Consider the following 22,591-nt stretch of genomic DNA (forward strand, 5'->3'; position numbering starts at 1 on the left):
AGGCTGCACAAAATTTGAAACCAGCTAAAAAACCAGACCCACCCACAGGGGCGGACAGGCCCGGCAAATCAACCAATTCATATAAAATAAACCGGTATCAACAAACTTGGCACACTATTGAGTTCTCAAACAACAGACACATTCGAATACTTCTCGAAACAATTCGCGATTCAGTTCGCTAATTTCTTTTGTTTCGCATTTCTTCGCTGCGATGTTTATAGCTTATTTCATTCATTTTCACTTTGCAAATCCGGTTGTTTTCCCGATATTCACTTCCGTGAAACGAATCCGCCCAACACTATTGGAAGCCTTTCTTCATTCAGTGCTTTGCACATGAAGAATTGCTTCTCAGTGAAGGGGGTTTGTCACCACTCAGCGGCGGCGACTCAGAAGACATTACACGCTCCCCCGCGGCCGTGCAAATCGGCTGCGGAGGAGCGTGCAATGAAGGGATCGTGGTGCTAGCTACCCAATACCTGGACGGTGGCCAGGTTCTTTTTTCCCCTGCGCAACAGCAGGTATTTGCCGTGCAGCAGTTCGGACCGTGCAATCACAGCGTCGGGGTCCGACACCTTGGCGTTGTTGACGTAGGCGCCGCCTTCGCCAACGATCCTGCGCGCGGCAGACTTGCTCTCCGACAGACCTGATGCAACCAGCAGGTCGATGATGCCCAGGGCCGCCCCGTCCACCGAGGCAGAGGGCAGCTCGGACGTCGCCGCAGCGAGCGTCTGCTCGTCCAGTCCCGACAGGTCCCCGTGGCCAAAGACCGCAGCCGATGCCGCAATGACCTTTTCAGTCGCTTCGACCCCATGGACCAGCGAGGTCACTTCGTACGCGAGCCGGCGCTGGCCCTCGCGGGCAAAGGGACGCTCGGCAACGGACACCCCGATCGCCTCGATCTCGGCGCGGTTCAGGAAAGTGAAGACCTTGAGCCGGTCAACAACGTCGGCGTCGGCAGTGTTCAGCCAGAACTGGTAGAAGGCGTAGGGGCTGCACATGGCCGGGTCCAGCCAGATCGCATTGCCTTCGCTCTTGCCGAACTTCGTGCCGTCGGCGTTGGTGATGAGCGGGGTGCCGAGAGCGTGCACGGTCTTCCCCTCCACCTTGCGGATGAGCTCCGTGCCGCTCGTCAGGTTTCCCCACTGATCGGAGCCTCCCGTCTGCAGCACACAGCCGTAGTCGCGGTAGAGCTGCAGGTAGTCCATCCCCTGCAGGATCTGGTAGCTGAACTCCGTGTAGCTGATGCCCTCATCGGAGCTCAGCCGCGATGCCACGGCGTCTTTGCGCAGCATCGTGCTCACACGGAAGTGCTTTCCAATCTCGCGCAGGAAGTCGATGGCACTCAGCGGCGCGGTCCAGTCGAGGTTGTTCACCATGCGTGCAGCATTGGCACCGTCAAAGCTCAGGAAGCGCCGCACCTGGGCCTGCAGGTAGCCGACCCACTCCGAAACTGTGTCCTTCGTGTTCAGGGTGCGCTCCGCCGTCGGCCGCGGGTCACCGATCAGGCCAGTGGAGCCGCCCACGAGGCCCAGGGGCTTGTGGCCTGCCAGCTGGAGGCGCCTCATGAGGAGGAGCTGGACCAGGTTCCCCAGGTGAAGGCTCGGGGCCGTGGGGTCGAACCCGCAGTAATACGTGACCGGGTCTCCCGCGAGGAGCTTTTCCAGTTCCACCTCATCGGTGGACACGTGGACAAGTCCGCGCCATTTGAGCTCCTGCCAGACATTGGCGAAGCTGGGGTCGTTCTGCTGGGATTCGAGGTCGTTTAGGTGTGACACGCCTTCTAAGTTAGCAGGATCGGCCGCCTGCGGCCGCCCCCAAGCACCCCGAACAATCTCAGCGTTCGATGCCCGCCGGAATGCCCGCACCTGCGATCAGCCGGAGCCGCTGCGTGGGCCGCGTCATGGCTACGTAGAGGTCGCCGACCCTGCCATGTTCATGATTGAGCATCGTGGACGGTTCAAGGACCACTACGGCGTCGAATTCCAGGCCCTTGGCTTCCCTGGGGCTGATGACGACAACGTCCTGTTCGTAGCTGCCGGCGCCGGTGCCGATGCGGCGCCCGTAGACGCCGCGCAGTGCTGACGTGGCTTCGGGCAGGAGGTCCCCGTCGGCAATCACCGCAAGCAGGCCGCCGTCGATCGCGTCCAGCTCCTCCGGCAGCACCTCCACCAGCCGGCTTACGAGGCTGCCCGGATCCACCCGGTCGATGATGGGCGACCAGCGGCCCTCACGGACCGCCTTCGGTGCGGACACCACGAGCCCGGCAGCGTTCGCCATCCGCGCAGCCGACTCGGCAATCTGCGACGGCGTCCGGTAGTTCACGGTGAGCTCTTCGAGCTGCCAGCGGTCGCCGAACAGCGGGCCGAGGGCACCCTGCCACGAATTGGCTCCGGCCACGGAGCTGGTCTGGGCGATGTCCCCCACGATCGTGAAAGATTTGAGCGGGCAGCGCCGGACGAGGAGGCGCCACTGCATCGGCGACAGTTCCTGCGCCTCATCCACCACGATATGGCCAAACGCCCAGGTGCGGTCGCTGGTGGCCCGCTCGGCCGCGGTCAACCGTGCCTCGCGCTCCTGGTTCTGCTCAACGAGTTCCTCCGCGGACATGAGGACATCCACGCCGGCCGTCTCCATGTTGACGAGCGTCTGCCGGGCGTTTGCCAGGTCCCGGGCGCGGTCGTGCTCCTGCTGGGCGAGTCCGCGCCCGGCAGCGGGATCGAGCTCGCCGAGGAGTTCGGCCGCCTCGTCAAGGAGTGGCACGTCGGCCTCGGTCCACGGGGCATCCGGTGCGCGGAGCAGGAGCTCGCGTTCCCGCGCGGTGAGCTTGGGCGTGCAGGCCTCCAGGAGGGCCGGCTTGCTCAGCAGTTCGCTGACCAGCTTTTCGGGCGTCATCGGCATCCAGCAGAGGTTCAGTGCAATGCGGACGTCCCTGGCGGAGCGGACGTCCTCGGCAAGATAGGACCGGTCTGCGTTGTTGCCGATGTTGCCCGCTTCCACGAGCTCCGTTATCTGCTCCGTCAGTTCGCGGAGCAGGATTTTGACGAACGTGACGCGTGCTTCGTTGTGGGGCTTGCCGGTGGAGCGGGCCCGTTCCCGGGCGCGGCGGACCTGCCGGGGCGTGAGGACCAGCTTTCGGCCGTCCACTTCGAGAATCCGGTTTTCGGCAGGGATGCGCTGCCGGTTGGCCACCGCGTTGGCAATGACGTCGGCCATGTCCAGCCGCCCCTTGATGGCAGCAACATCGGCCTCCGGCTCGGGGATGGCGTTGATGCCTGGCATGAGCCGCCCAACGCTTGCCATCACGACGCCGGTTTCGCCGAGCGACGGCAGGACGCGTTCGATGTACTTCATGAAGGACGACGACGGTCCCACCAGCAGCACGCCGGCTGTCTTGAGCCGGTCCCGGTGCGTGTAGAGCAGGTACGCAGCGCGGTGCAGCGCCACGGCGGTCTTGCCCGTGCCCGGCCCACCCTGGACCACGAGGGCACCGGAGATGGAGGAGCGGATGATGCGGTCCTGTTCGGACTGGATGGTGCCGACGATGTCCGACATCCGGCCGGTCCGCTTGGAGTTCAGGGCGGCGAGCAGCGCGCCTTCGCCCTGCAGGGACTCGTTGTCCGCCAGCATGTCCGCGTCCAGGACGTCGTCCTCGATGGCTTTGACCTCGCGCCCCTGCAGGATCAGGTGCCTGCGCCGGCGCACGCCCTGGCGGTCAAAGGCCGTGGCCTGGTAAAAGTGCCCTGCTTCGGGCGCACGCCAGTCCACCATGAGGCGCTGCAGATCCTCGGTGGTCAGGCCGATGCGGCCGATGTACTGCGCCTCTCCTGAGTCGAGGTCCAGCCGGCCAAACACCAGGCGGTCGTCGACGGCGTCGAGCTGGGCCAGACGGTCCTCGTAGAGGGCCGCGAAGGCGTCGCGTTCGGAAACGTTCTGCATGGTGCCCACTGCGCCAGCGCGGCGCACCTGTGCCAGCTGGGCGCGTTTTTCCTCGCGCAATTCATCAAGCCGGGCATACAGACCGGCCACATAGTCCCGTTCGTGGGCCAAATCGGCGTCGAGCATTTAAACGTTCCCCTATCGCAAAAGACAGACCGTCCATTCTACAACCATTTCGGTGTCCGTGGCGGCTGTTGAACTGCATACAGCAGGTTATCTGACGGGGCGAGCAGGAATCAGCGCTTCGCTACGTGAATCAGCGCGCCGGGCGCGCCTTCGCCGCCTTGTAGCGGGACACGGTGGGGTCCCCCGTCAACCAGAAGCGCCACGGATAGTCGTGGGTGCCGCCGTGCCCGGCGACGCCCACCCGCGGGCCCGTGCTGACGTGCGCGGCGGGTGCAGGCGGCAAGGCCAGCCCGAACGGCGGGCTCAGGGCGTCCCGGCCACTGTCCTCGGTAGTCAGCCCGAGCGCCGTGGCGAGCCTGGCGGGACCGCTGGCCAGGTCCTTGGCGGATTTCGACGTGGGCCGCCGCTCCAGGGCCAGTTCCCGGCCCTCAACTATTTCGCCCGCGCGCAACAGGACAGCGGAAGCGTGGCCGGCCGGTCCGCACACGATGTTGGCGCAGTAGTACATGCCGTACGTGAAGTAGACGTAGAGATGGCCCGCCGGGCCGAACATCGGGGCATTCCTGCGGGTGGGTCCGCGGTACGTATGGGAGCCGGGGTCAGGATGGAGGGAATCCACAGGGCCCATGTAGGCCTCAAGCTCAGTGATGCGGACGGCGACGGGTCCCTCCGCGCTCGTGTGGGTCAGGACCGACCCCAGGAGCAGCGGGGCGATTTCCCGCGCATCGCCGGACAAGAATTGCCGCATGGGTCCGCTGGTGGTCATGCCCCGACTTTACCCAAGCCGTTTCTGGTGCGGGCGCGGGCCACGGGCAGCCGCACACGCGCACGGCCATGTCCGATTTCCGCTAGCCGCACACTCTGCCGGCTGACAGGATGGAGTCATGGACTTCTGGCAGCGCTACCGCGCCATCGACGCACGGGACACCCGTTTCGACGGGCAGTTCTACACGGCGGTGCGGACCACGGGCATCTACTGCAGGCCCTCGTGCCCGGCGAAGACGCCAAAAGCGGAGAACGTCACATTCTACGAAACGTCGGCCGCCGCGCACGAAGCCGGCTACCGTGCCTGCAAGCGCTGCCTGCCCGAGGCCGTCCCGGGAACCCCCGCCTGGAACGTCCGCTCGGACGTCGCGGGCCGGGCCATGCGGCTCATCAACGACGGTGTGATCAACCGCGACGGCGTGGAAGGGCTGGCTGCACGCCTGGGATACTCATCCCGGCAGCTGAACAGGATCCTGAGCCATGAGCTCGGGGCCGGTCCGCTCTCACTGGCACGGGCCGGCAGGGCACAGACCGCCCGCACGTTGCTGGTGTCCACGTCCATGAAGCTTGCGGACATCGCCTTTGCTGCCGGTTTCAGCAGCGTGCGCCAGTTCAACGAGACCGTGGGCGAAGTCTTCGCCATGACACCGACAGCGCTTCGCGCCACAGCGCACCGCCATCCAGCGCCGGCGGCCAGCACGGCGCTCACCCTCAATCTGCCCTACAGGAAGCCCTTCGACCCGGGGATTTTCACCTTCTTGGCCCTCCGCTCCATCCCGGGGATCGAGGCCGGCACGCCGACGTCGTACGGCCGCTGCCTGCGGCTGCCCCACGGCGACGCCCGGTTCACCGTGGAGTACGGCGCCGAGACCCCGGGGCGTCCGCTGGTGCTCACCATCGCCGCAGTGGACCTGCGCGATCTCCCGGCCCTGCTGAGCAGGGTGCGCCGCCTCTTCGATCTCGACGCCGACCCTGTCGCGATCGACGACGCCCTCGCCGCTGATCCCCGGCTTTCCAGGGCGGTGGCCGCGGCACCCGGCTTGCGCATGCCTGGCGCCTTGGATCCGCAGGAACTGCTGATCCGGGCCATGATCGGCCAGCAGATTACGGTTGCCGCGGCACGAACGGCGCTCACGCAGCTTTCCATGGCGGGCAGCCCCAGTGCTGTCGCCGGTGACGGCCTGGACAGGATGTTCCCCACGGCCGAGCAAATCTCGGCAGCCGGCAGGGAACTGCTGCGCGGGCCGCAACGCAGAATAGACTCACTCATGGCGGCCGCGGCCGCACTGGCTGCCGGAGACCTGGAGCTGGGCTACGGGGATGACCTGCCGGGGCTGCGATCGAAGCTCCTCCCGCTGGCGGGTGTCGGACCCTGGACCGTGGGGTACGTGGCGATGCGCGTGATCGGCTCCCCGGACATCTATCTCGCCAACGACGCCGCGGTCCGCAACGGAATCCGGGCGCTGTCAGCCGACGCAGTCTCGAACGGGCAGGGCGCCGACACCGCCACCCTGTCCTCCGACTTCTCTGAAGTCAGCCCGTGGCGGTCCTATGCCACCATGCACCTCTGGAGGGCGGCCGCGGCTGCCCCGAAATCCACCACAACCACCGCCGCAAAGGCACCGACATGAAGGCACAGAACATGAAAGTCGAGCACACGGACACGGCCATCAAGGCGCAGCTGCTCACCATGGCAACTCCGGACGGCCCGTTTACCATCATCGCCCGCGACGGTGTTGTGCTGGCTTCGGGCTGGACGGCGGATGCGGGTGAACTGACCGGCCAGATCCACCCCGAGCTGTTGCCGGCTGGCTACGAGAACGTGGACGGCCTCGGCCCCATTTCCGCGGCCGTGGACGCCTTCTACGCCGGCAACCCGGCCCCTGCCATGAGCGTGCCGGTGCTGCAGAAGTCCGGTCCGTTCCGGGCGCACGCCTGGGATGTCCTGCGGACCGTACGCCCCGGAGCGCCGGTGACCTACACCGAGTATGCAGAGCTGTCCGGCAACGCCAAAGCGGTGCGCGCCGCGGCCAGTGCATGCGCCTTCAATGCCGCGGCGCTGTTCGTACCGTGCCACCGGGTGGTCCGCACCGACGGCACGCTGGGCGGCTTCCGGTGGGGCCTGCGGATCAAGGAAAGCCTGCTGGCCCGCGAAAGGGATGCTCTGACAGCGGCATCACCCACGGCGGAATCCCTCACAGCGCAGGCGCGCTAGGCCAGGCGGCGCCCCCAGGCGGCCTCCGGCCGCGTCCCTACGGCGTCCCTATTTAGGCGCCGGAACGCCCGACGGCCACGGCAGCAGCTCCGGCAGGTCCACGCCGTCGGCCGCCGCAGAGGCGCGCAGGCTGCCCAACGAAGGTTCGCGGCCCGCGAGCCAGGCCGCAATGTCGGTGACCATTCCGCTGATGACAATGGAGCGCCCGCCGGCGCCGATTGCCACAGGCGGCAGGCCGAGGGGCTGGAGCACAAGCCTCTGCCCCTCGGGCACACGGGCCGACAGGAAATCGAAGAGGTGTTCGCAGAACTGCCTGCTCCAGGTTTCCGGCCCGCGCCCGGCGCCAAGGTCGGACGCATGGATCACGAGCTCGCGCCACAGGGCCAGGCCGCCGTCCAGCACCACTCCCCCGCGGTAGGAAATGGGAACCTGCCAGCCGCTCGGCTCCAGCGAATCGAAGGCATGCAGCGCCCGCTCGAGCGCTGCGGTGAGGTCGCGGCGGTGTTCGTCGATGCCATGGCCGGCAGCCGCCTCGATGGCATTCGTGCGGCCGTCGTAGCCGCCGTCGTACAGCTCCACTGTTTCGCCGCGGGCGGCGAATTCGAGCTGGCGGGCCATGGCGTTCGAGATGCCGGTGATGTGCGCGAGCACATGTCCGCGGGTCCAGCCCGCCAGCAGGGAGGGTGCCGGGACGTCTTCCTGGGTGAGCTTTGCGGCGAGGGAGGCAACGGCGTCGGCCGCTTTGTGGAGTTCGGCGAGAACCGTGTCAGGTGTGATTGCGGTCATACGGCAATCGTAGCGGAGAGTTAATCTGCCTTAACACAGGCTCCGCGCCAGCCATGACAGCAGGGAGTCTTCGGCGCTAAACCCACAACGCTCTCGCAGTTGTTGCGTGAATATCGGCAACGCTCCCTCACTTTCTTGCGGAAAGTGAGGGAGCGTTTGGCCAAAAGCTGCAACAACTGAGAGAGCGTGGTGCTGCTATCCGGCGTACTCCCGCACGCCGGCCAGCTCGCCTTCCAGCGCGGCCAGCTGGCGTTCGACGGCGGCCGGTGCGGTGCCGCCCTGCGAGTTGCGGCTGTTGAGGGAACCCTCGGTGCTGAGGACCGTGCGGACGTCGGGCGTCAGGTGCTCCGAAATGGCGGCGTACTCCTCATCCGTCAGGTCCCACAGCTCGACGTCGCGGCTTTCGGCCTGCTTCACAGCGGCACCGGAGAGCTCATGCGCCTCGCGGAACGGAACGCCCTGGCGGACCAGCCATTCGGCGATGTCCGTGGCCAGCGCGAAGCCCTGCGGGGCCAGCGATTCCATCCGCTCCCTGTTGAACTTCAGGGTGGCGATCATGCCCGAGACCGCCGGGAGGAGCACTTCCAGGGTGTCCGCGGCGTCGAACACCGGTTCCTTGTCCTCCTGCAGGTCGCGGTTGTACGCGAGCGGCAGGCCCTTCAGGGTTGCCAGCAGGCCGGTCAGGTTGCCGATCAGGCGTCCGGCCTTGCCGCGGGCCAGTTCCGCCACGTCCGGGTTCTTCTTCTGCGGCATGATCGACGATCCGGTGGAATACGAATCATGCAGGGTGACGAAGGAGAACTCCTTGGTGGCCCACAGGATGACCTCCTCGGACACGCGCGAGAGGTCCACACCGATCATGGAGCACACCCACGCGAACTCGGCGAAGACGTCGCGGGACGCGGTGCCATCGATCGAGTTGTGGACCGCCGAGAAGAACCCGAGGTCCGCCGCGACGGCCTCCGGGTCCAGGCCCAGCGAGGAGCCGGCGAGGGCGCCGGAGCCGTAAGGCGAGACACCCGCGCGCTTGTCCCAGTCCTGCAGCCGCTGCACATCCCGCAGCAGCGCCCATGCGTGGGCCAGCAGGTGGTGGCTCAGCAGAACCGGCTGGGCGTGCTGCAGGTGCGTGCGGCCGGGCATGGCCACGCCCTGGTGCGCCTTGGCCTGCTCCACGAGCGCATCGATGGTGGCCAGCACCCCACGGGCGATGATCCGGGCGTGGTCGCGCAGGAACATGCGGCCGAGCGTGGCCACTTGGTCGTTGCGCGACCGTCCGGCGCGGAGCTTGCCGCCCAGCTGCGTGCCGGCGCGCTCAATCAGGCCCCGTTCCAGCGATCCGTGGACATCCTCGTCGGACTCCGCCGGCAGGTAGGCGCCGGAGGCGACGTCCTCGTCCAGCTGCCTGAGGGCGGACAGCATGCCCTCAAGCTCGGCATCGTCCAGCAGCCCGGCCTTGTGCAGCACGCGGGCGTGCGCCGTGGAGCCGGCGATGTCGTAGCGGGCCAGCCGCCAGTCAAAGTGCGTGGACTTGCTCAGCGCCGCCAGTGCGTCCGCCGGGCCGCCGGCGAACCGGCCGCCCCACAACGCACCCGTGTTCGTCGAGCCGGTGGTTGAGCCTGTCGAAACCTGGGTTTCGACAGGCTCAACCACCGGGTTCTGCCCGGGGGTAGGTTTTTGCTCAACCACCGATTTTTACTTTCCTGCGACGCGGATGTCGCGGCCGGAGGCAACCTTGGCGGACATGCCCCACAGCTCGATGAAGCCGCGTGCCATGGACTGGTCGAACGTGTCGCCGGTGTCGTAGGTGGCGAGGTCGAAGTCGTACAGCGAGGTCTCGGAACGGCGTCCGTTGACGATCGCCTGGCCGCCGTGCAGCACCATGCGGATGTCACCGGAGACGTAGCGCTGGGTGTCGGCGATGAAGGCGTCGAGGGAGCGCTTGAGCGGGGAGAACCACTGGCCGTCGTAGACCAGTTCGGCCCAGCGCTGCCCAACAGTGGCTTTGAAGCGGGCCTGCTCACGCTCGATGGTGATGTCCTCGAGGTGCTTGTGGGCCGTGATCAGTGCCATGGCGCCGGGAGCCTCGTAAATTTCGCGGGACTTGATGCCCACGAGGCGGTCCTCGACGACGTCGATGCGGCCCACGCCCTGCGCACCGGCACGGCGGTTGAGTTCCTTGATGGCCTGCAGCGGGGTGACCTTGACGCCGTCGATCGCTACCGGAACGCCGGCTTCGAAGGTGATGGTGACCTCGTCCGGGGCCGGCGGGAACTCCGGCGTGGCGGTGTAGTCGTAGATGTCCTTGGTGGGGGCGTTCCAGATGTCCTCGAGGTAGCCGGTTTCGACGGCGCGTCCCCAGACGTTCTGGTCGATCGAGTAGGGGTTCTTCTTGGTGGTCTCGATCGGCAGTCCCTTTTCCTCGGCGAAGGCGATGGCCTTGTCGCGGGTCAGGGCGAGGTCGCGGACCGGCGCGATGCACTTCAGGTCCGGGCCGAGGGTCTGGATGCCCACTTCGAAGCGGACCTGGTCGTTGCCCTTGCCGGTGCAGCCGTGGGCCACGGTGGTGGCGCCAAACTCACGCGCCGCCTTGACGAGGTGCTTGACGATCACCGGGCGGGAAATCGCGGAGACCAGCGGGTAGTGGCCCTGGTACAGCGCGTTGGCCTGCAGCGTGGGCATGCAGTATTCGTTGGCGAACTCGTCGCTCGCGTCCGCCACGTAGGCTTCGACGGCGCCGCAGCCCAGGGCGCGCTGGCGGATAGTCTCCAGCGATTCGCCGCCCTGTCCGACGTCGACCGCCACGGCGATGACCTCGGCGCCGGTGGCTTCACCGATCCAGCCGATGGCTACGGAAGTATCCAGGCCACCGGAGTAGGCCAGAACAATACGTTCAGTCACGTCAAATGCTCCTTAGTTGGTTGGTTGAACTTGTTTGTCTGATGAAAAGCCTGTCACACCGCTGTGCCGGGCCCAATTTGAAAACGTGCTGTCCCGGCTTACTGGCCGGCTTCCTCCGCGAGCTGCAAAAAGCGCGCGGCCAGTTCCGGCCCGCCCTGCGGATCGCGGGCGACCAGCAGCACGGTGTCGTCTCCCGCGATGGTGCCCAGGATGGACGGCATGACCGAATGGTCTATCGCGAGGGCCAGGAAGTTCGCCGCCCCGGGAGGCGTGCGCAGCACGGCGATGTTGGCCGACGCCTCGGCGGTGACCAGCAGTTCCCCGCACAGCCTGGACAGCCGGGCGTCGAGGATTTCCTGGCTGACCCCGCTCTTCGCCGCCCTTTCGCCGCCCTCGCCGGGAACCGCGTAGACCAGGACGCCTTCCTTCCCGCGGACCCGCACGGCCCCGAGCTCCACGAGGTCACGGGACAGGGTGGCCTGCGTGACCTGCACGCCGTCGTCCGCGAGCAGGGCCGCCAGCTCTGCCTGGGAGCGCACCGACTCGCCTGTCAGGATCGCGGTGATCCGCGCCTGGCGGGCCGTCTTGGTGGCCGGACTCGCGCCCGGCACCGGCGGCTGGACAGACAACTAGGCCTGCCCCGCCACGGGCGGCAGTCCGTCAACAACGGCCAGCCCGGACCGGTGCATGAGCCAGGCCATCAGCGCCTTCTGGGCGTGCAGGCGGTTTTCCGCCTCATCCCAGACGATGGACTGCGGGCCGTCGATGACGGCCGCAGAGATCTCGTAGCCGCGGTAGGCGGGGAGGCAGTGGAGCACGACGGCGTCTTCCGCCGCCAGTGCCATGGCCGCCTCGTCCACGGAGTACTCGCGGAACAGCTGGAGCCGGGCTTCCTTTTCGGCCTCCTGGCCCATCGAGACCCAGGTGTCGGTGGCCACGACGTCGGCGCCCTTGAGGGCTTCCTGCGCATCGGTGGTGATGAGCACGGAGCCGCCTGATTCTGCCGCGCGCTCCCTGGCTGACTCGACGATGCCTGCCGCCGGCAGGTATCCCTCCGGGCCGGCGATGCGAACATGCATCCCCGCCGTGACACCAGCCAGCAGGTAGGAGTTGGCCATGTTGTTGGCTGCGTCCCCGAGGTAGGCCATGGTGAGCCCCTTGAGTTCACCCTTGTGCTCCTTGACGGCCAGCAGGTCCGCCAGCAGCTGGCAGGGGTGGTAGTCATCGCACAGGGCATTGATGACGGGCACGCGCGAGTTTTCCGCCATGGCGACGAGGCCAGAGTGGGCACCCGTGCGCCACACGATGGTGGAGACCATGCGCTCCAGCACCTTGGCGGTGTCCTCCACGGATTCCTTGTGGCCAATCTGCGCCTCACCCGGGTTGATGATCAGGGCGTTGCCGCCCATGTCCGCCACGCCGGCGGCGAACGACACACGGGTGCGGGTGGAGGTCTTGTCGAAGATGACGGCCACGGTCTTGCGCCCGCTGCCTTCCCCGGCGAACGGCTGGACGCTGTAAGGCGCTGCCTTCATGCGGACGGCCAGCTCCAGGACTTCGGCCTGTTCAGCCGGGCTGAGGTCGGTGTCCTTGAGGAAGTGGCGGGTCGCGGGTTGGGAAGCGGTTGCTGAGGTCACTGTGCGTCCTTTGCGGTTTGCAGGATGGCCGGAAGGGCGGCGAGGAAACGGTCTGCCTGGTCTTCCGTGAGGATCAGCGGCGGGGCCAGGCGGATGGTCCGCGGCCCGGGGCTGTTGATGATGAACCCGGCGTCGAGCGCGGCCGTCACGGCGGCGGGGGCAACATCGGCGTCGAGGTCGAAGCCGATCAGGAGTCCCTCCCCGCGGACCTCCGTGACGCCGTCGACGGCGGCCAGGGCAGCGCGGACGTGGTCCCCCACCTTCCGGACGTTGTCCAGCACGTGCTGGTTTTCCACCGCATGCAGCGTGGCCAGGGCCGCGGCCGTGGCCACAGGGTTTCCGCCGAACGTGGTGCCGTGCTGCCCCGCTGTCAGGAGGGACGAGGTCTTCTCCCCGAACGTCACGAGGGCGCCGATGGGGAAGCCGCCGCCGAGCCCCTTGGCCAGGGTGACGGCGTCGGGAACAATCCCGGCGTCTTCGCTGGCCAGCCACTTTCCGGTGCGGCCGATGCCTGTCTGCACTTCATCCAGGATCAGCAGGGCACCGGCCTGCGACGTGAGCTCGCGGGCCGCCTGCAGGTACCCGGCGGGAAGTGGCCGGACCCCTGCCTCGCCCTGGATGGGTTCCAGGAAGACCGCGGCCACAGTGTCGTCCACGGCGTTCCGGAGCGCGTCGATGTCGCCGAACGGGATGTGCTCCACCCCGCCGGGCATCGGCTCGAAGGGCGCCCTGTAGGCTTCCTTCGCGGTGAGCGCCAGTGCACCCATGGTCCTGCCGTGGAACGCGCCCTCGAGCGCGATGATCCGGGTCCTGGGCCTGCCGCCGGCCTCCCCGGCGGGAGAACCGGAATTCCGGCGGGCCAGTTTGAAGGCTGCCTCGTTGGCCTCGGTGCCGGAGTTCGTGAAGAAGACCTTCGAGCCTGCCGGCGCCTTGCTCAGTGCCAGCAGCTTCTCGGCCAGCGCGATCTGCGTGGGGCTGGTGAAAAAGTTGGAGACATGCCCCAGCGTGGCCAGCTGGCTGGCGATCACCGAGGTCACGAACGGATGGGCGTGTCCCAAGGCGTTGACGGCGATGCCGCCGAGCAGGTCCAGGTACTCCTTGCCGTCGGCGTCCCAGACAAGGCAGCCGGCCCCGCGGACCAGGACGCGCTGCGGCGTGCCGAACACACCCATGAGCGAGGTCGAGTAGCGGGCCAGCCAGTCGGCGCCGCTGGAGTGGCCTGTGGTTTCGACAAGCTCAACCACCGGGGACTGCTCAACCACCGGGCTCCGGTGATCGAGCTTGTCGAGATCTTCAAGGTGGCTCATGCGTTCACTTCCTCGTCCGGGACCACTTGGGTGCCGATGCCGGCGGTCGTGAAGGTTTCCAGGAGCATCGAGTGCGGCAGGCGGCCGTCGACGATGTGTGCGCGCTCAACTCCGTCGTCAATGGCTTTCAGGCAGGCCGCCATCTTGGGGATCATGCCGGACTCAAGGCGCGGCAGCATCTCCCGCAGTTCCGAAGCCGTTACCGACGAGATGAGCGATGACTTGTCCGGCCAGTTCGCGTACAGGCCCTCGACGTCGGTGAGGATGACGAGTTTGGAGGCGCCCAGGGCCGACGCGACGGCGGCCGCCGCCGTGTCGGCGTTGACGTTGAGCACCTGTCCGGTGGTGTTGCCGTCTTCGGATATCTCCGGGGCAACCGTGGAGATGACAGGGATCCGGCCAGCGGCCAGGATGTCAACGATTCCCTCCGGGTTGACGCCCACCACTTCGCCCACCAGGCCAAGGTCCACCTCTTCGCCGTCGACCACGGTTCCCGTGCGGACCGCACGGAGCAGCCCGCCGTCCTCGCCGGACATGCCCACGGCGTAGGGCCCGTGGGAATTGATGAGGCCCACGAGTTCGCGGCCCACCTGGCCGGTGAGGACCATGCGCACCACATCCATCGCTTCCGGGGTGGTGACGCGCAGGCCGCCCTTGAACTCGGACTCGATGCCGAGCCGGCTCAGCATGGCATTGATCTGCGGTCCGCCGCCGTGCACCACCACGGGGTGGATGCCCACGTGGTGCAGGAAAACGACGTCTTCGGCGAAGGCGCGGCGCAGCTCATCGTTGACCATGGCGTTGCCGCCGTATTTGATCACCATGGTGCTTCCGGCGAAACGCTGGATCCAGGGCAGGGCTTCGATCAGCGTGCCGGCTTTGCCCTGGGCATCGCTCATGGACGTGGTCTCGCGGGTCTGGGTGTTCATGCTGCTGTTCTCTCCAGGGGTGGCTGGTGGATCTAGCTTGAGTAAGCGCTGTTCTCGTGCACGTAGTCGTGAGTGAGGTCGTTGGTCCAGATGGTGGCTTCCGCGCTGCCCGCCTGCAGGTCAATGTCCACGTGCACTTCGCGCGGTTCGAGGTCCACCAGCTTGCGGTCCTGGCCGATGCTGCCGTTCTGGCAGATCTGGATGCCGTTCATGGACACGTTCAGCGCGTCGGGCTCGAAGACGGCGTCAGTTGTTCCGACGGCCGACAGGACGCGTCCCCAGTTGGGGTCCTTGCCGAAGATGGCCGCCTTGAAGAGGTTGGAGCGCGCCACGGCACGGCTGACGGTTTCGGCGTCGCGTTCGCTGGCCGCGTTGAACGTGCGCACGGCGATGTCGTGGCTGGCGCCTTCGGCGTCGCCGATCAGCTTGCGGGCCAGTTCGGCGCACACCTGGGTGAGTCCCTCGCTGAACGTCTCGGCGGACGGCACGGCACCGGAGGCTCCGGAGGCCATCAGGACCACGGTGTCGTTGGTGGACATGCAGCCGTCGGAGTCCGCCCGGTCGAAGGTGACGCGCGTGGCGTCGCGGAGGACGACGTCGAGCATTTCAGCCGGGACGTCGGCATCCGTGGTGAGGACCACCAGCATGGTGGCGAGCCCGGGTGCGAGCATGCCGGCACCCTTGGCGATGCCGCCGATGCTGAATCCGTTCCCCTCGGCGTCGGTTCCGGTGAAGACTGCCTGCTTGGGCACCGTGTCCGTGGTCATGATGGCCGCTGCGGCCTCCGCGCCGCCGTCATCGCTGAGTGCGGCTGCCACGGCGTCGATCCCGGGGACGATCTTGTCCATGGGCAGCTGCTCACCGATGAGGCCGGTGGAGCAGACAAAGACGTCTGTGGCGGAAATGCCGAGGACCTCGGCCGTTTTCTCGGCCGTGGTGTGCGTGTTCTGGAAGCCCTGCGGCCCGGTGCAGGCGTTGGCCCCGCCCGAGTTGAGGATGACGGCGTCCACGCGGCCGTCAGACACCACCTGGCGCGACCAGTGGACGGGCGCGGCGGCCACGCGGTTGGAGGTGAAAACGGCTGCGGCAGCCTTGGAGGGGCCGTCGTTGACCACGAGGGCGAGGTCCGGGTTTCCGGAGGCCTTGAGGCCTGCCTTGACGCCGGCGGCGCGGAATCCCTGGGGCACGGTAACGGTCACGGGGCAACTCCCTGCAGGTTGAGGCCGGCGGTTTCCGCCAGGCCGAGGGCAATGTTCATGGACTGCACGGCGCCGCCCGCGGTCCCCTTGGTCAGGTTGTCGATGGCGCAGGTGACAATCACGCGGCCGGTGTGCGCGTCGAAGGCCAGCTGCATGGCCGCATGGTTGGACCCCTGCACGGATTTCGTGGAAGGCCACTGGCCCTGCGGAAGCAGGTGGACGAACGGCTCATCGTCGTAGGCCTCGGACCACGCACTGCGGAGGTCATCGGCCCCGACGCCGGGCTTGACCTTCGCGGTGGCGGTAGTGAGGATGCCGCGGCTCATCGGTGCCAGCGTGGGCGTGAACGATACGGTCACGGCCTCTCCCCCGGCGTTGGACAGCCCCTGCTCGATCTCCGGGGTGTGGCGGTGGCCGCCGCCCACTCCATAGGGGCTCATGGATCCCATGACCTCGGAGCCGATCAGGTTGACCTTGGCGGCCTTGCCGGCCCCTGACGTGCCGGAGGCGGCGACGATGACGACGTCGTCGCCCTGCAGCAGCCCGGCGGCGAAGCCGGGCGTGAGTGCCAGCAGGGCCGACGTCGGGTAGCAGCCGGGGACGGCGATCCGTTTGGCGCCCCGGAGCTTCTCCCGCTGGCCCGGCAGCTCGGGCAGGCCGTAGGGCCAGGTCCCGGCATGGGCTGAGCCGTAGAACTTCTCCCACGCGGCGGCATCCTCAAGCCGGTGGTCCGCTCCGGCGTCAATCACCACGGTGCCTTCAGGCAGTTGGGCGGCGATGTCCGCGGAGGCCCCGTGCGGCAGGGCGAGGAACACGACGTCGTGCCCGGACAGGTTCTCCACCGTGGTGTCCTCCAGAATGCGGCTGGACAGGCCATGGAGATGCGGCTGCAGTTCGCCTAGTCTGGAACCGGCGTTGCTGTGCGCCGTGATGGCACCGATGGTGACGTCAGGGTGGCCGGACAGAAGGCGGAGCACCTCGCCGCCGGCATAACCGCTCGCGCCGGAGACGGCAACAGAAATAGTCATGCCACGACTATACAGCAAGAGTATGCATAGGTCCCGATATTTATGCATAGATGCTGCGTGCGTTCTGCTGCTGGGTAAAGTCCCGGCGCCGGTAGCAGCGGAACCGTGCACGGTGCGCGGGAGCGTATCCTTGAGTGAGGGTGATCCACTCCGCGCATGCCGAACGTCGGCAGCAGCGTTGCCCGTAAACAGTTACGAGGCACGCCGTTCATGACGTCCACCATCACTTCCGAGCGCCCGCAGCCGCGGATCAGCCAGCCCAGCAGGGTCCGCAAGGCCAACCCCGTCACGCAGAGCTACTCTGACCTGCTTAAGTCGGTGCGGGCCGCCGGCCTCTTGGAGCGGCGCCAGGGCTTTTACATCACCGTGTTCTCCAGCCTGGTCGTCCTGATGGCAGCCACCTGGTTCGGCTTCGCCCTGATCGGAGAGAGCTGGTTCCAGCTGCTGATCGCTGCGGCCCTCGGGATCATCTGCACGCAGCTGAGTTTCCTGGCCCACGAAGCGGGCCACCGGCAGATTTTCGCTTCCCGGCGCGCCAACGACTGGTCCGCCCGGCTGATTGCCACGTCCGTGGCCGGCATCAGCTACTCCTGGTGGGAGCAGAAACACGGGGCCCACCACAACCACCCCAACGTCATCTCCAAGGATCCGGACATCGCTCCCGGGGCCATTGTTTTCCACACAGAGGCCGCCGCTGAACGCCAGGGCCGCCTCTCCTTCCTCACGCGCAAGCAGGGCTGGCTCTTCTTTCCGCTGCTGTTCCTGGTGGGCCTGGGCCTGCAGATCGATTCGGTCCGGTTCATCTTCGGGCGGGCCAAAGTGAACCACCGCTGGGTGGAGCTGCCCATCCTGTTGGTACGGCTGAGCGTTATCCCCGTGCTCGCCTTTACATTCCTGCCGCTCGGCATGGCCTTCGCCTTCGTCGCCGTGCAGCTCGCCGTCTTCGGCTTCTACATGGGGGCATCCTTTGCTCCGAACCACAAGGGCATGCCGGTCCTCCCCGCCGACAGCCGCGTGGATTTCCTCAGCCGCCAGGTCCTTACGTCCCGCAACATTTCGGGCGGTAGGTTCATGGACATCCTGCTCGGCGGGCTCAACCGCCAGGTGGAGCACCACCTGTTCCCCGACATGGCGCGTCCCCAGCTGCACAAGGCGACGGCGATCGTGCGCCAGTACTGCGCGACGCACGACATCCCCTTTACGGAGACCACGCTTATCGCCTCCTACGGCATCATCGTGCGTTACCTCAACGACGTGGGACTCGCCGCCGGACGGCGCTTCGAGTGCCCCATGGCCGCGGTCACCCGGCGCTACTGACGGCGGGCCTCAGCTGTTCTTTCCCCGGGCCGCAACTGTCCACCGGCCTGCGGGCTCCCCCTGGCTGACGACCGCCACCTCGTCCACCAGGTTCATGGTCAGGCACACATGGTTGGGGACCACCCTGAGCAGGTCGCCGCGGCCCGGCAGCGCAGGCCCCTGCGGCCATTGCACCGTGGCGTGGTGTTCTGACAGCGCGGTAATGGTCGCATCCGGATAGTCGAGCAGCCGGCCGTAGCCGCTGGCCCACGCCGGGCGGTCGCTGCCCAGGACCTTGCTGCCTGAGTCGATGATGAAGCGTCCCGGTTCACCCGGACCCGTCTTGTGGTGGCTGACCACCGTACTGGCCACCGTCAGCGCGATGTCATCGGTCCCGCACCGTCCGAGCTCAAGCTGCTGGGCATCGCCAAAGACATAAACTCCGGGGCGCAGTTCAGTTGCCGCGGTGTCCCGTTCGAGCATGGCCGTGGGCGTGGATCCTCCGCTGATGGTTTTCACCGTGAAGCCTGCGGCCGCCAACGTGTCAGCCCCCAGACGCAGCGCTGCATCCTCCTGCCGGACCGCCTCCAGCGGCATCCCCGGCGCATAACTGTGGCCCGGGAACGTGAAGACGCCGGCCACGTCCAGCCCGGCATCGGCGGCCGCTCGCGCAACCCCGGCGGCTTCGTCCGGGTGGGCTCCGCTGCGGTGGTGTCCGCTGTCGAGCTCCACAAGGACCGCAACCCTGCCGGCGTCGGCTCCGAGGTTTTTCCCCATAAAGGACGCGCTTTCCGCCGAGTCCACCCCCACCGTGATGCGGCACGCTTCCGTCAGGCTGCGCAGCCGTTTCGCCTGGGACTCTGTCACCCACAGCGGGTAGGCGATGAAGATGTCCCCGACTCCGGCCTTGGCGAAGACTTCTGCTTCACCGATGGTGGCGACGGTCAGCCCGACTGCCCCGGCCGCGAGTTGCCGCTCCGCTATTTCCAGTACCTTGTGGGTCTTGGCGTGCGGGCGGAGCCGAAGGCCGCGGGCCTGCGTAGCTGATGCCATCCGGGCAATGTTCCGGTCGAGGACGTCGACGTCGATCATCACCTCCGGAGTCGTGAGACCGGGAGGGATCATGACGCCTCCGCAGCGCCCGTGCCGCCAAGGTCTACGACCTGAACGGTCACGCCGGAATTCCGGAACAGTTCTATCTGCGCCTCGTCCGCAAGGTTGTCGGTGACGAGGGTCCAGGGCAGCGGAATCCGCGCCCAGGCATGGAACGGCCGTTTGCCGAGCTTGGTGGAATCCGCGAGCACATAGACGGCGTCGCCGCGCCGTGCCGCGAGTTCCTTCAGCCGTGTCTGGGAGTGGTCAGCTTCGCACAGGCCGTCTTCTGCTGTGACCGCGTCCGCGCCCAGGAAGACCCGATCGAAGGTCATGCGCTCCAAGGCAGCTTCGGCGAGCGGACCGACAAACGTCTGGCTGACGCCGCGCAGCCTGCCGCCGAGGCAGTCCACCTGGACGCCCGGAGAATCAGCAAGCTCCTGGAGTGTGTTGATGCCGGGTGTGGCGACCGTCAAGCCTTCCCGTTCCCGGAGGGCGTGCGCGAGCGCGCCCGCCGTCGAACCGCCGTCGAGCAGTATGTTTTCGCCGTCCTGGATCTCAGTCGCCGCCCAGGCGGCGATGGCCTGCTTTTGCTCGAACGCCTCACCCGTGCGCTGCCGCAGGGACGGCTCCGGATGCGCACCGAGGGCAACGGCGCCCCCATATGTCCGCGCCAGCTTGCCCTGGGTGTTGAGGTGCGCCAGGTCCCGTCGGATGGTCGAGGCCGTCACGTTGAAGTGCCGCGACAGGTCCTCGACTGATGCCAGCCCTGTTGTGACGGCGAGATGGTAGATCTCTTCCCGCCTGGCCTTGGCTGTGGTCATGCTGCTCCTCCTTCGGGGCGGTCGCGCTGTCCTCATGCTATGGGCTAAACAGGCTACCGGTTCACAGGGATGCCCCGCCGCACACCACGTAGTTCTGGCCCGTGATGGATTTGCCGTGCGGACCCAGCAGGAAGGCGGCGAGTGCGGCGATGTCCTCGGGATCCACGAGCGCCCCCAGGGGCGGCATGACCGGCGGCGTCGCCGAGCGTCCCGGATCGGAAAGCATGGGGGTGTCCGTCGGCCCGGGGGAAAGGACGTTGACGGTGATGGCCCGGGGCGCGAGCTCCTGGGCCCAGGTCCGCCCCATCCCCAGCAGCGCGGCCTTGGTGGCGGCATATTGGCTCTTGCCCGGAAAGCCCGTGGACGTCCGGCTGCCGATCAGCAGTACGCGGCCGCCGTCCGGCATGCGCGGGACCAGGGCGTTGGCCAGGGCGCTGGCGGCGGCCACGTGGACCGTAAACATGCCGGTCAGGGCGTCGGGATCCAGTTCGCCCAGGACCGCTGTCCGCTGAAACCCTGCGGCATGCACCAGGGCGTCGGCCGGTCGCACCCCCGCAACGGTGCCGGCCAGCGAGGCCGGATCGCTGAGGTCCGCATGCACCCATTGAAATCCGGGCCCGAGGGCCGCTTCCCTGCGGCTCAGCCCGGTCACGGACCAGCCATCCGCCAGCAGCCGCTCGGTGATCGCCTTGCCGATGCCTGAGCTGCAGCCGGTGACCACCGCGTGCCGCTCTGCCTGCGGAGCGGTCACGAGTCCCCGCCGGGCGTGGTGTTGCCCTCGTAGGCCCACTGCGGGTCCACGCGGACGAACTTGATGGCCTGGCGGAAGTACGTGTAGGCGATGTTCAGTGCGCCGTCCGGGCCCTGATGGATGGACGGATATGAGTATTCCCTGTTCAGGCCGTCCCGGGAATTGTTGGAGAGGCAGTAGCCGTCGCCAACGTCGAGATTCCGCCGGACGGGCCAGCTGCGGCCCGAGTCCTCGGAGATCGCCAGCGTCATCGGCGAACGGGGCGTGCCCCAGAAGGCTCGGCGCTCACCGCCGTCGCCGGCGGCCCCGCCTGGGAGCGAACCGCCGGCCGGCGCAGCCGGTCCTCCCTGTGCGTCAGGGATCTGCCCCTGTTCCTCAGCCAGCCCGTCGTCGTCGATTTCGTCGTACAGCGAGAGCCGGCGTTCGGTGTTCTCCTCCGCGCGGCTGTGGTTGTAGACCAGCGCCAGCCGGCCGTCGGCGAGCGCCGTGAACTGGATGGAGGAGTTGTTGTTGGGCAGTTCGGTGGGGACCGGTTTGCTCCACGTGGACCCGTTGTCGGTGGAACGGGACTCGTAGATCGAGTCCGCCCAGCGGCTGCGGAACAGGGCCAGCAGGGAGCCGTCGGCCACGGGCTGGATGTTCATGTGGACGCAGCCCAGGCTGCCCGGCAGGACGGTTTCGCTCCACGTGGCGCCGGCGTCGTCGGAAATCATCACGGCGCTGTCGTCGCTGTTGCCCACCCACTTTTCGCCTGGCGTGGTGATGCAGCGGAAAATCGGGATGATCAGGCGGCCGGATGGCAGGACCACCGGCAGTTGCCGGACGAAGACGCCGCCCGTTTCGTTGGCGGGGAACAGCGTCTCCACTGGTCCCCAGGTCCGGCCACTGTCGGTGGACGTCCGACGGCGGACCTCGGCGGTGTCCTGGTTGCCCGCCTTCTGCGCGGTGTAGAGCAGCCAGAGGGCCTCGCCCTCACCGGCAAGCGCGGGTGCGGTGAACAGGATGGGGTTCTGTTCGGAGCGGGCGCCGTCATTGGAGAGCTGCTCCGCGGCGGACCACTGCGTGCTGCCCGGTTCCAGCGTGGAGAACCAGATGGAAATGTCCGGCACGCCTTCCTGGGTTCCGCCGAACCAGACGCATCCCAGCCGGCCGTCCGGCAGGGTCAGCAGGTTCGCGGCGTGGCTCTGGACGGTGGGCGCCGGGAGATAGGCAAAGTCCGCGCCGTCGGCACGCTTCAGGGCACCGTCCGGGGTGATGGTGCTGTACTCAGTGCTGTGCGTGGCGGGGGTAGGCGTCGTGGGGATCGTGGGCACAGGTCAGTCCTTCGCGGTTGCGGCGGCCAGGTGGGCTTTGGCTGCCAACTCGAGGTGGGTGAGGTCCGAGGCCACCGTGGTGAAGGTGTACCCCTGGCGGAGCCTGAGGGCGGCGATGTCGCCGGAGGCTGTGTGGATGCCGGCGGCAATTCCGGCGGAGGCTGCTGCCTCGGCGACCGTCTCCAGCGCGGCATTGAACTCGGCTTCGATGGCGGGGTCGCCCGGGAAGGCGCCGCCGACGGCGATGGCCAGGTCGGAGGGGCCCACATAGATGCCGTCGAGGCCCGGCGTCGCGCAGATCTCCTTGACGTTCGCCAGTCCGTCCGGCGTCTCGATCATCGCGAACACCAGGGTGGCGGCGTTCGCTTCGGCGGGAACCGGCCCGATCCGCAGTGCCGAGCGCATGGGCCCGTACGAGCGGCCGCCCATCGGCGGGTACTTGGCGGCCGCAACCGCCGCTGCCGCGTCCTGCGCCGTGTTGACCAGCGG

20 protein-coding genes are annotated in these 22,591 nt (G+C 67.4%); 3 read left to right on the forward strand and 17 right to left on the reverse strand.

Going from position 1 to position 22,591, the window contains the following annotated elements:
* Nucleotides 1–461: 461 nt before the first annotated feature.
* The 3 genes from tyrS to AC3A3W_RS02715 form a co-directional block, all read right to left on the reverse strand.
* Entirely contained in the window at nucleotides 462–1,775 is a 1,314-nt protein-coding gene (gene tyrS, locus AC3A3W_RS02705; protein WP_487440352.1) for a tyrosine--tRNA ligase, read from the reverse strand.
* A 58-nt stretch (nucleotides 1,776–1,833) separates the two neighbouring features.
* Nucleotides 1,834–4,062 carry a HelD family protein gene (locus AC3A3W_RS02710; RefSeq protein ID WP_487440353.1) on the reverse strand — a complete coding sequence of 743 codons (2,229 nt, stop codon included), beginning with the start codon at nucleotides 4,060–4,062 and terminating at the stop codon, nucleotides 1,834–1,836.
* A gap of 130 nt (nucleotides 4,063–4,192) precedes the next feature.
* Complete coding sequence (locus AC3A3W_RS02715) at nucleotides 4,193–4,828, reverse strand: DNA-3-methyladenine glycosylase (RefSeq protein WP_487440354.1); 636 nt, start codon at nucleotides 4,826–4,828, stop codon at nucleotides 4,193–4,195.
* Nucleotides 4,829–4,946: 118 nt separating this feature from the next.
* On the opposite strand from AC3A3W_RS02715, the gene AC3A3W_RS02720 reads away from it, so the two are divergent.
* Together AC3A3W_RS02720 and AC3A3W_RS02725 are read left to right on the forward strand one after the other, a co-directional pair.
* Nucleotides 4,947–6,458, forward strand: a complete 1,512-nt coding sequence (locus AC3A3W_RS02720) for a DNA-3-methyladenine glycosylase 2 family protein (protein WP_487440355.1) — start codon at nucleotides 4,947–4,949, stop codon at nucleotides 6,456–6,458.
* A 38-nt stretch (nucleotides 6,459–6,496) separates the two neighbouring features.
* Complete coding sequence (locus AC3A3W_RS02725; protein ID WP_487440368.1) at nucleotides 6,497–7,042, forward strand: methylated-DNA--[protein]-cysteine S-methyltransferase; 546 nt, start codon at nucleotides 6,497–6,499, stop codon at nucleotides 7,040–7,042.
* A gap of 48 nt (nucleotides 7,043–7,090) precedes the next feature.
* On the opposite strand, the gene AC3A3W_RS02730 is transcribed toward AC3A3W_RS02725, so the two are convergent.
* The 9 genes from AC3A3W_RS02730 to argC form a co-directional block, all read right to left on the reverse strand.
* Nucleotides 7,091–7,828, reverse strand: a complete 738-nt coding sequence (locus AC3A3W_RS02730) for a maleylpyruvate isomerase family mycothiol-dependent enzyme (protein ID WP_487440356.1) — start codon at nucleotides 7,826–7,828, stop codon at nucleotides 7,091–7,093.
* 195 nt (nucleotides 7,829–8,023) lie between these two features.
* Nucleotides 8,024–9,478, reverse strand: coding sequence for an argininosuccinate lyase (gene argH, locus AC3A3W_RS02735; RefSeq protein ID WP_487440369.1), 1,455 nt, complete (start codon nucleotides 9,476–9,478; stop codon nucleotides 8,024–8,026).
* Nucleotides 9,479–9,520: 42 nt separating this feature from the next.
* On the reverse strand, nucleotides 9,521–10,726 hold the full coding sequence (locus AC3A3W_RS02740) for an argininosuccinate synthase (protein ID WP_487440357.1): 1,206 nt from the start codon (nucleotides 10,724–10,726) through the stop codon (nucleotides 9,521–9,523).
* 98 nt (nucleotides 10,727–10,824) lie between these two features.
* Nucleotides 10,825–11,355, reverse strand: coding sequence for an arginine repressor (locus AC3A3W_RS02745; RefSeq protein ID WP_205652179.1), 531 nt, complete (start codon nucleotides 11,353–11,355; stop codon nucleotides 10,825–10,827).
* The gene (gene argF, locus AC3A3W_RS02750) at nucleotides 11,356–12,363 is read right to left on the reverse strand and encodes an ornithine carbamoyltransferase (protein ID WP_487440358.1); all 1,008 of its coding nucleotides are present in this window, start codon (nucleotides 12,361–12,363) and stop codon (nucleotides 11,356–11,358) included.
* Nucleotides 12,360–13,670, reverse strand: a complete 1,311-nt coding sequence (locus tag AC3A3W_RS02755) for an acetylornithine transaminase (protein WP_487440359.1) — start codon at nucleotides 13,668–13,670, stop codon at nucleotides 12,360–12,362. The genes argF and AC3A3W_RS02755 overlap by 4 nt, the downstream gene beginning before the upstream one ends.
* Nucleotides 13,667–14,599 (reverse strand): acetylglutamate kinase, encoded by a 933-nt coding sequence (gene argB / locus AC3A3W_RS02760; protein WP_487440360.1) that lies wholly within the window; start codon nucleotides 14,597–14,599, stop codon nucleotides 13,667–13,669. Before argB ends, AC3A3W_RS02755 begins: the two co-directional genes overlap by 4 nt.
* Nucleotides 14,600–14,631: 32 nt before the next feature.
* Nucleotides 14,632–15,798 (reverse strand): bifunctional glutamate N-acetyltransferase/amino-acid acetyltransferase ArgJ, encoded by a 1,167-nt coding sequence (gene argJ, locus AC3A3W_RS02765; protein ID WP_487440361.1) that lies wholly within the window; start codon nucleotides 15,796–15,798, stop codon nucleotides 14,632–14,634.
* A complete protein-coding gene (argC, locus tag AC3A3W_RS02770) occupies nucleotides 15,795–16,826 on the reverse strand; it encodes an N-acetyl-gamma-glutamyl-phosphate reductase (protein WP_487440362.1) in 1,032 nt (343 codons plus the stop codon). Before argC ends, argJ begins: the two co-directional genes overlap by 4 nt.
* Before the next feature lie 210 nt (nucleotides 16,827–17,036).
* Between argC and AC3A3W_RS02775 the strand changes: the two genes are divergently transcribed.
* Complete coding sequence (locus AC3A3W_RS02775) at nucleotides 17,037–18,143, forward strand: fatty acid desaturase family protein (RefSeq protein WP_487440363.1); 1,107 nt, start codon at nucleotides 17,037–17,039, stop codon at nucleotides 18,141–18,143.
* 9 nt (nucleotides 18,144–18,152) lie between these two features.
* Here the strand turns inward: AC3A3W_RS02775 and AC3A3W_RS02780 are convergent, their stop codons facing one another.
* From AC3A3W_RS02780 to AC3A3W_RS02800, 5 genes are all read right to left on the reverse strand, one after another.
* Nucleotides 18,153–19,247 carry a D-TA family PLP-dependent enzyme gene (locus AC3A3W_RS02780; protein ID WP_487440364.1) on the reverse strand — a complete coding sequence of 365 codons (1,095 nt, stop codon included), beginning with the start codon at nucleotides 19,245–19,247 and terminating at the stop codon, nucleotides 18,153–18,155.
* On the reverse strand, nucleotides 19,244–20,038 hold the full coding sequence (locus AC3A3W_RS02785; protein ID WP_487440365.1) for a DeoR/GlpR family DNA-binding transcription regulator: 795 nt from the start codon (nucleotides 20,036–20,038) through the stop codon (nucleotides 19,244–19,246). The genes AC3A3W_RS02780 and AC3A3W_RS02785 overlap by 4 nt, the downstream gene beginning before the upstream one ends.
* Nucleotides 20,039–20,099: 61 nt before the next feature.
* Nucleotides 20,100–20,789, reverse strand: coding sequence for an SDR family NAD(P)-dependent oxidoreductase (locus AC3A3W_RS02790; protein ID WP_487440366.1), 690 nt, complete (start codon nucleotides 20,787–20,789; stop codon nucleotides 20,100–20,102).
* The gene (locus AC3A3W_RS02795; RefSeq protein ID WP_487440370.1) at nucleotides 20,786–22,093 is read right to left on the reverse strand and encodes a sialidase family protein; all 1,308 of its coding nucleotides are present in this window, start codon (nucleotides 22,091–22,093) and stop codon (nucleotides 20,786–20,788) included. The genes AC3A3W_RS02790 and AC3A3W_RS02795 overlap by 4 nt, the downstream gene beginning before the upstream one ends.
* 12 nt (nucleotides 22,094–22,105) lie before the next feature.
* The coding region (locus tag AC3A3W_RS02800) for an aldolase/citrate lyase family protein (RefSeq protein WP_487440367.1) at nucleotides 22,106–22,591 on the reverse strand (486 nt) is incomplete at its 5' end.

This window comes from Arthrobacter sp. Soil_N43 (assembly GCF_057655195.1).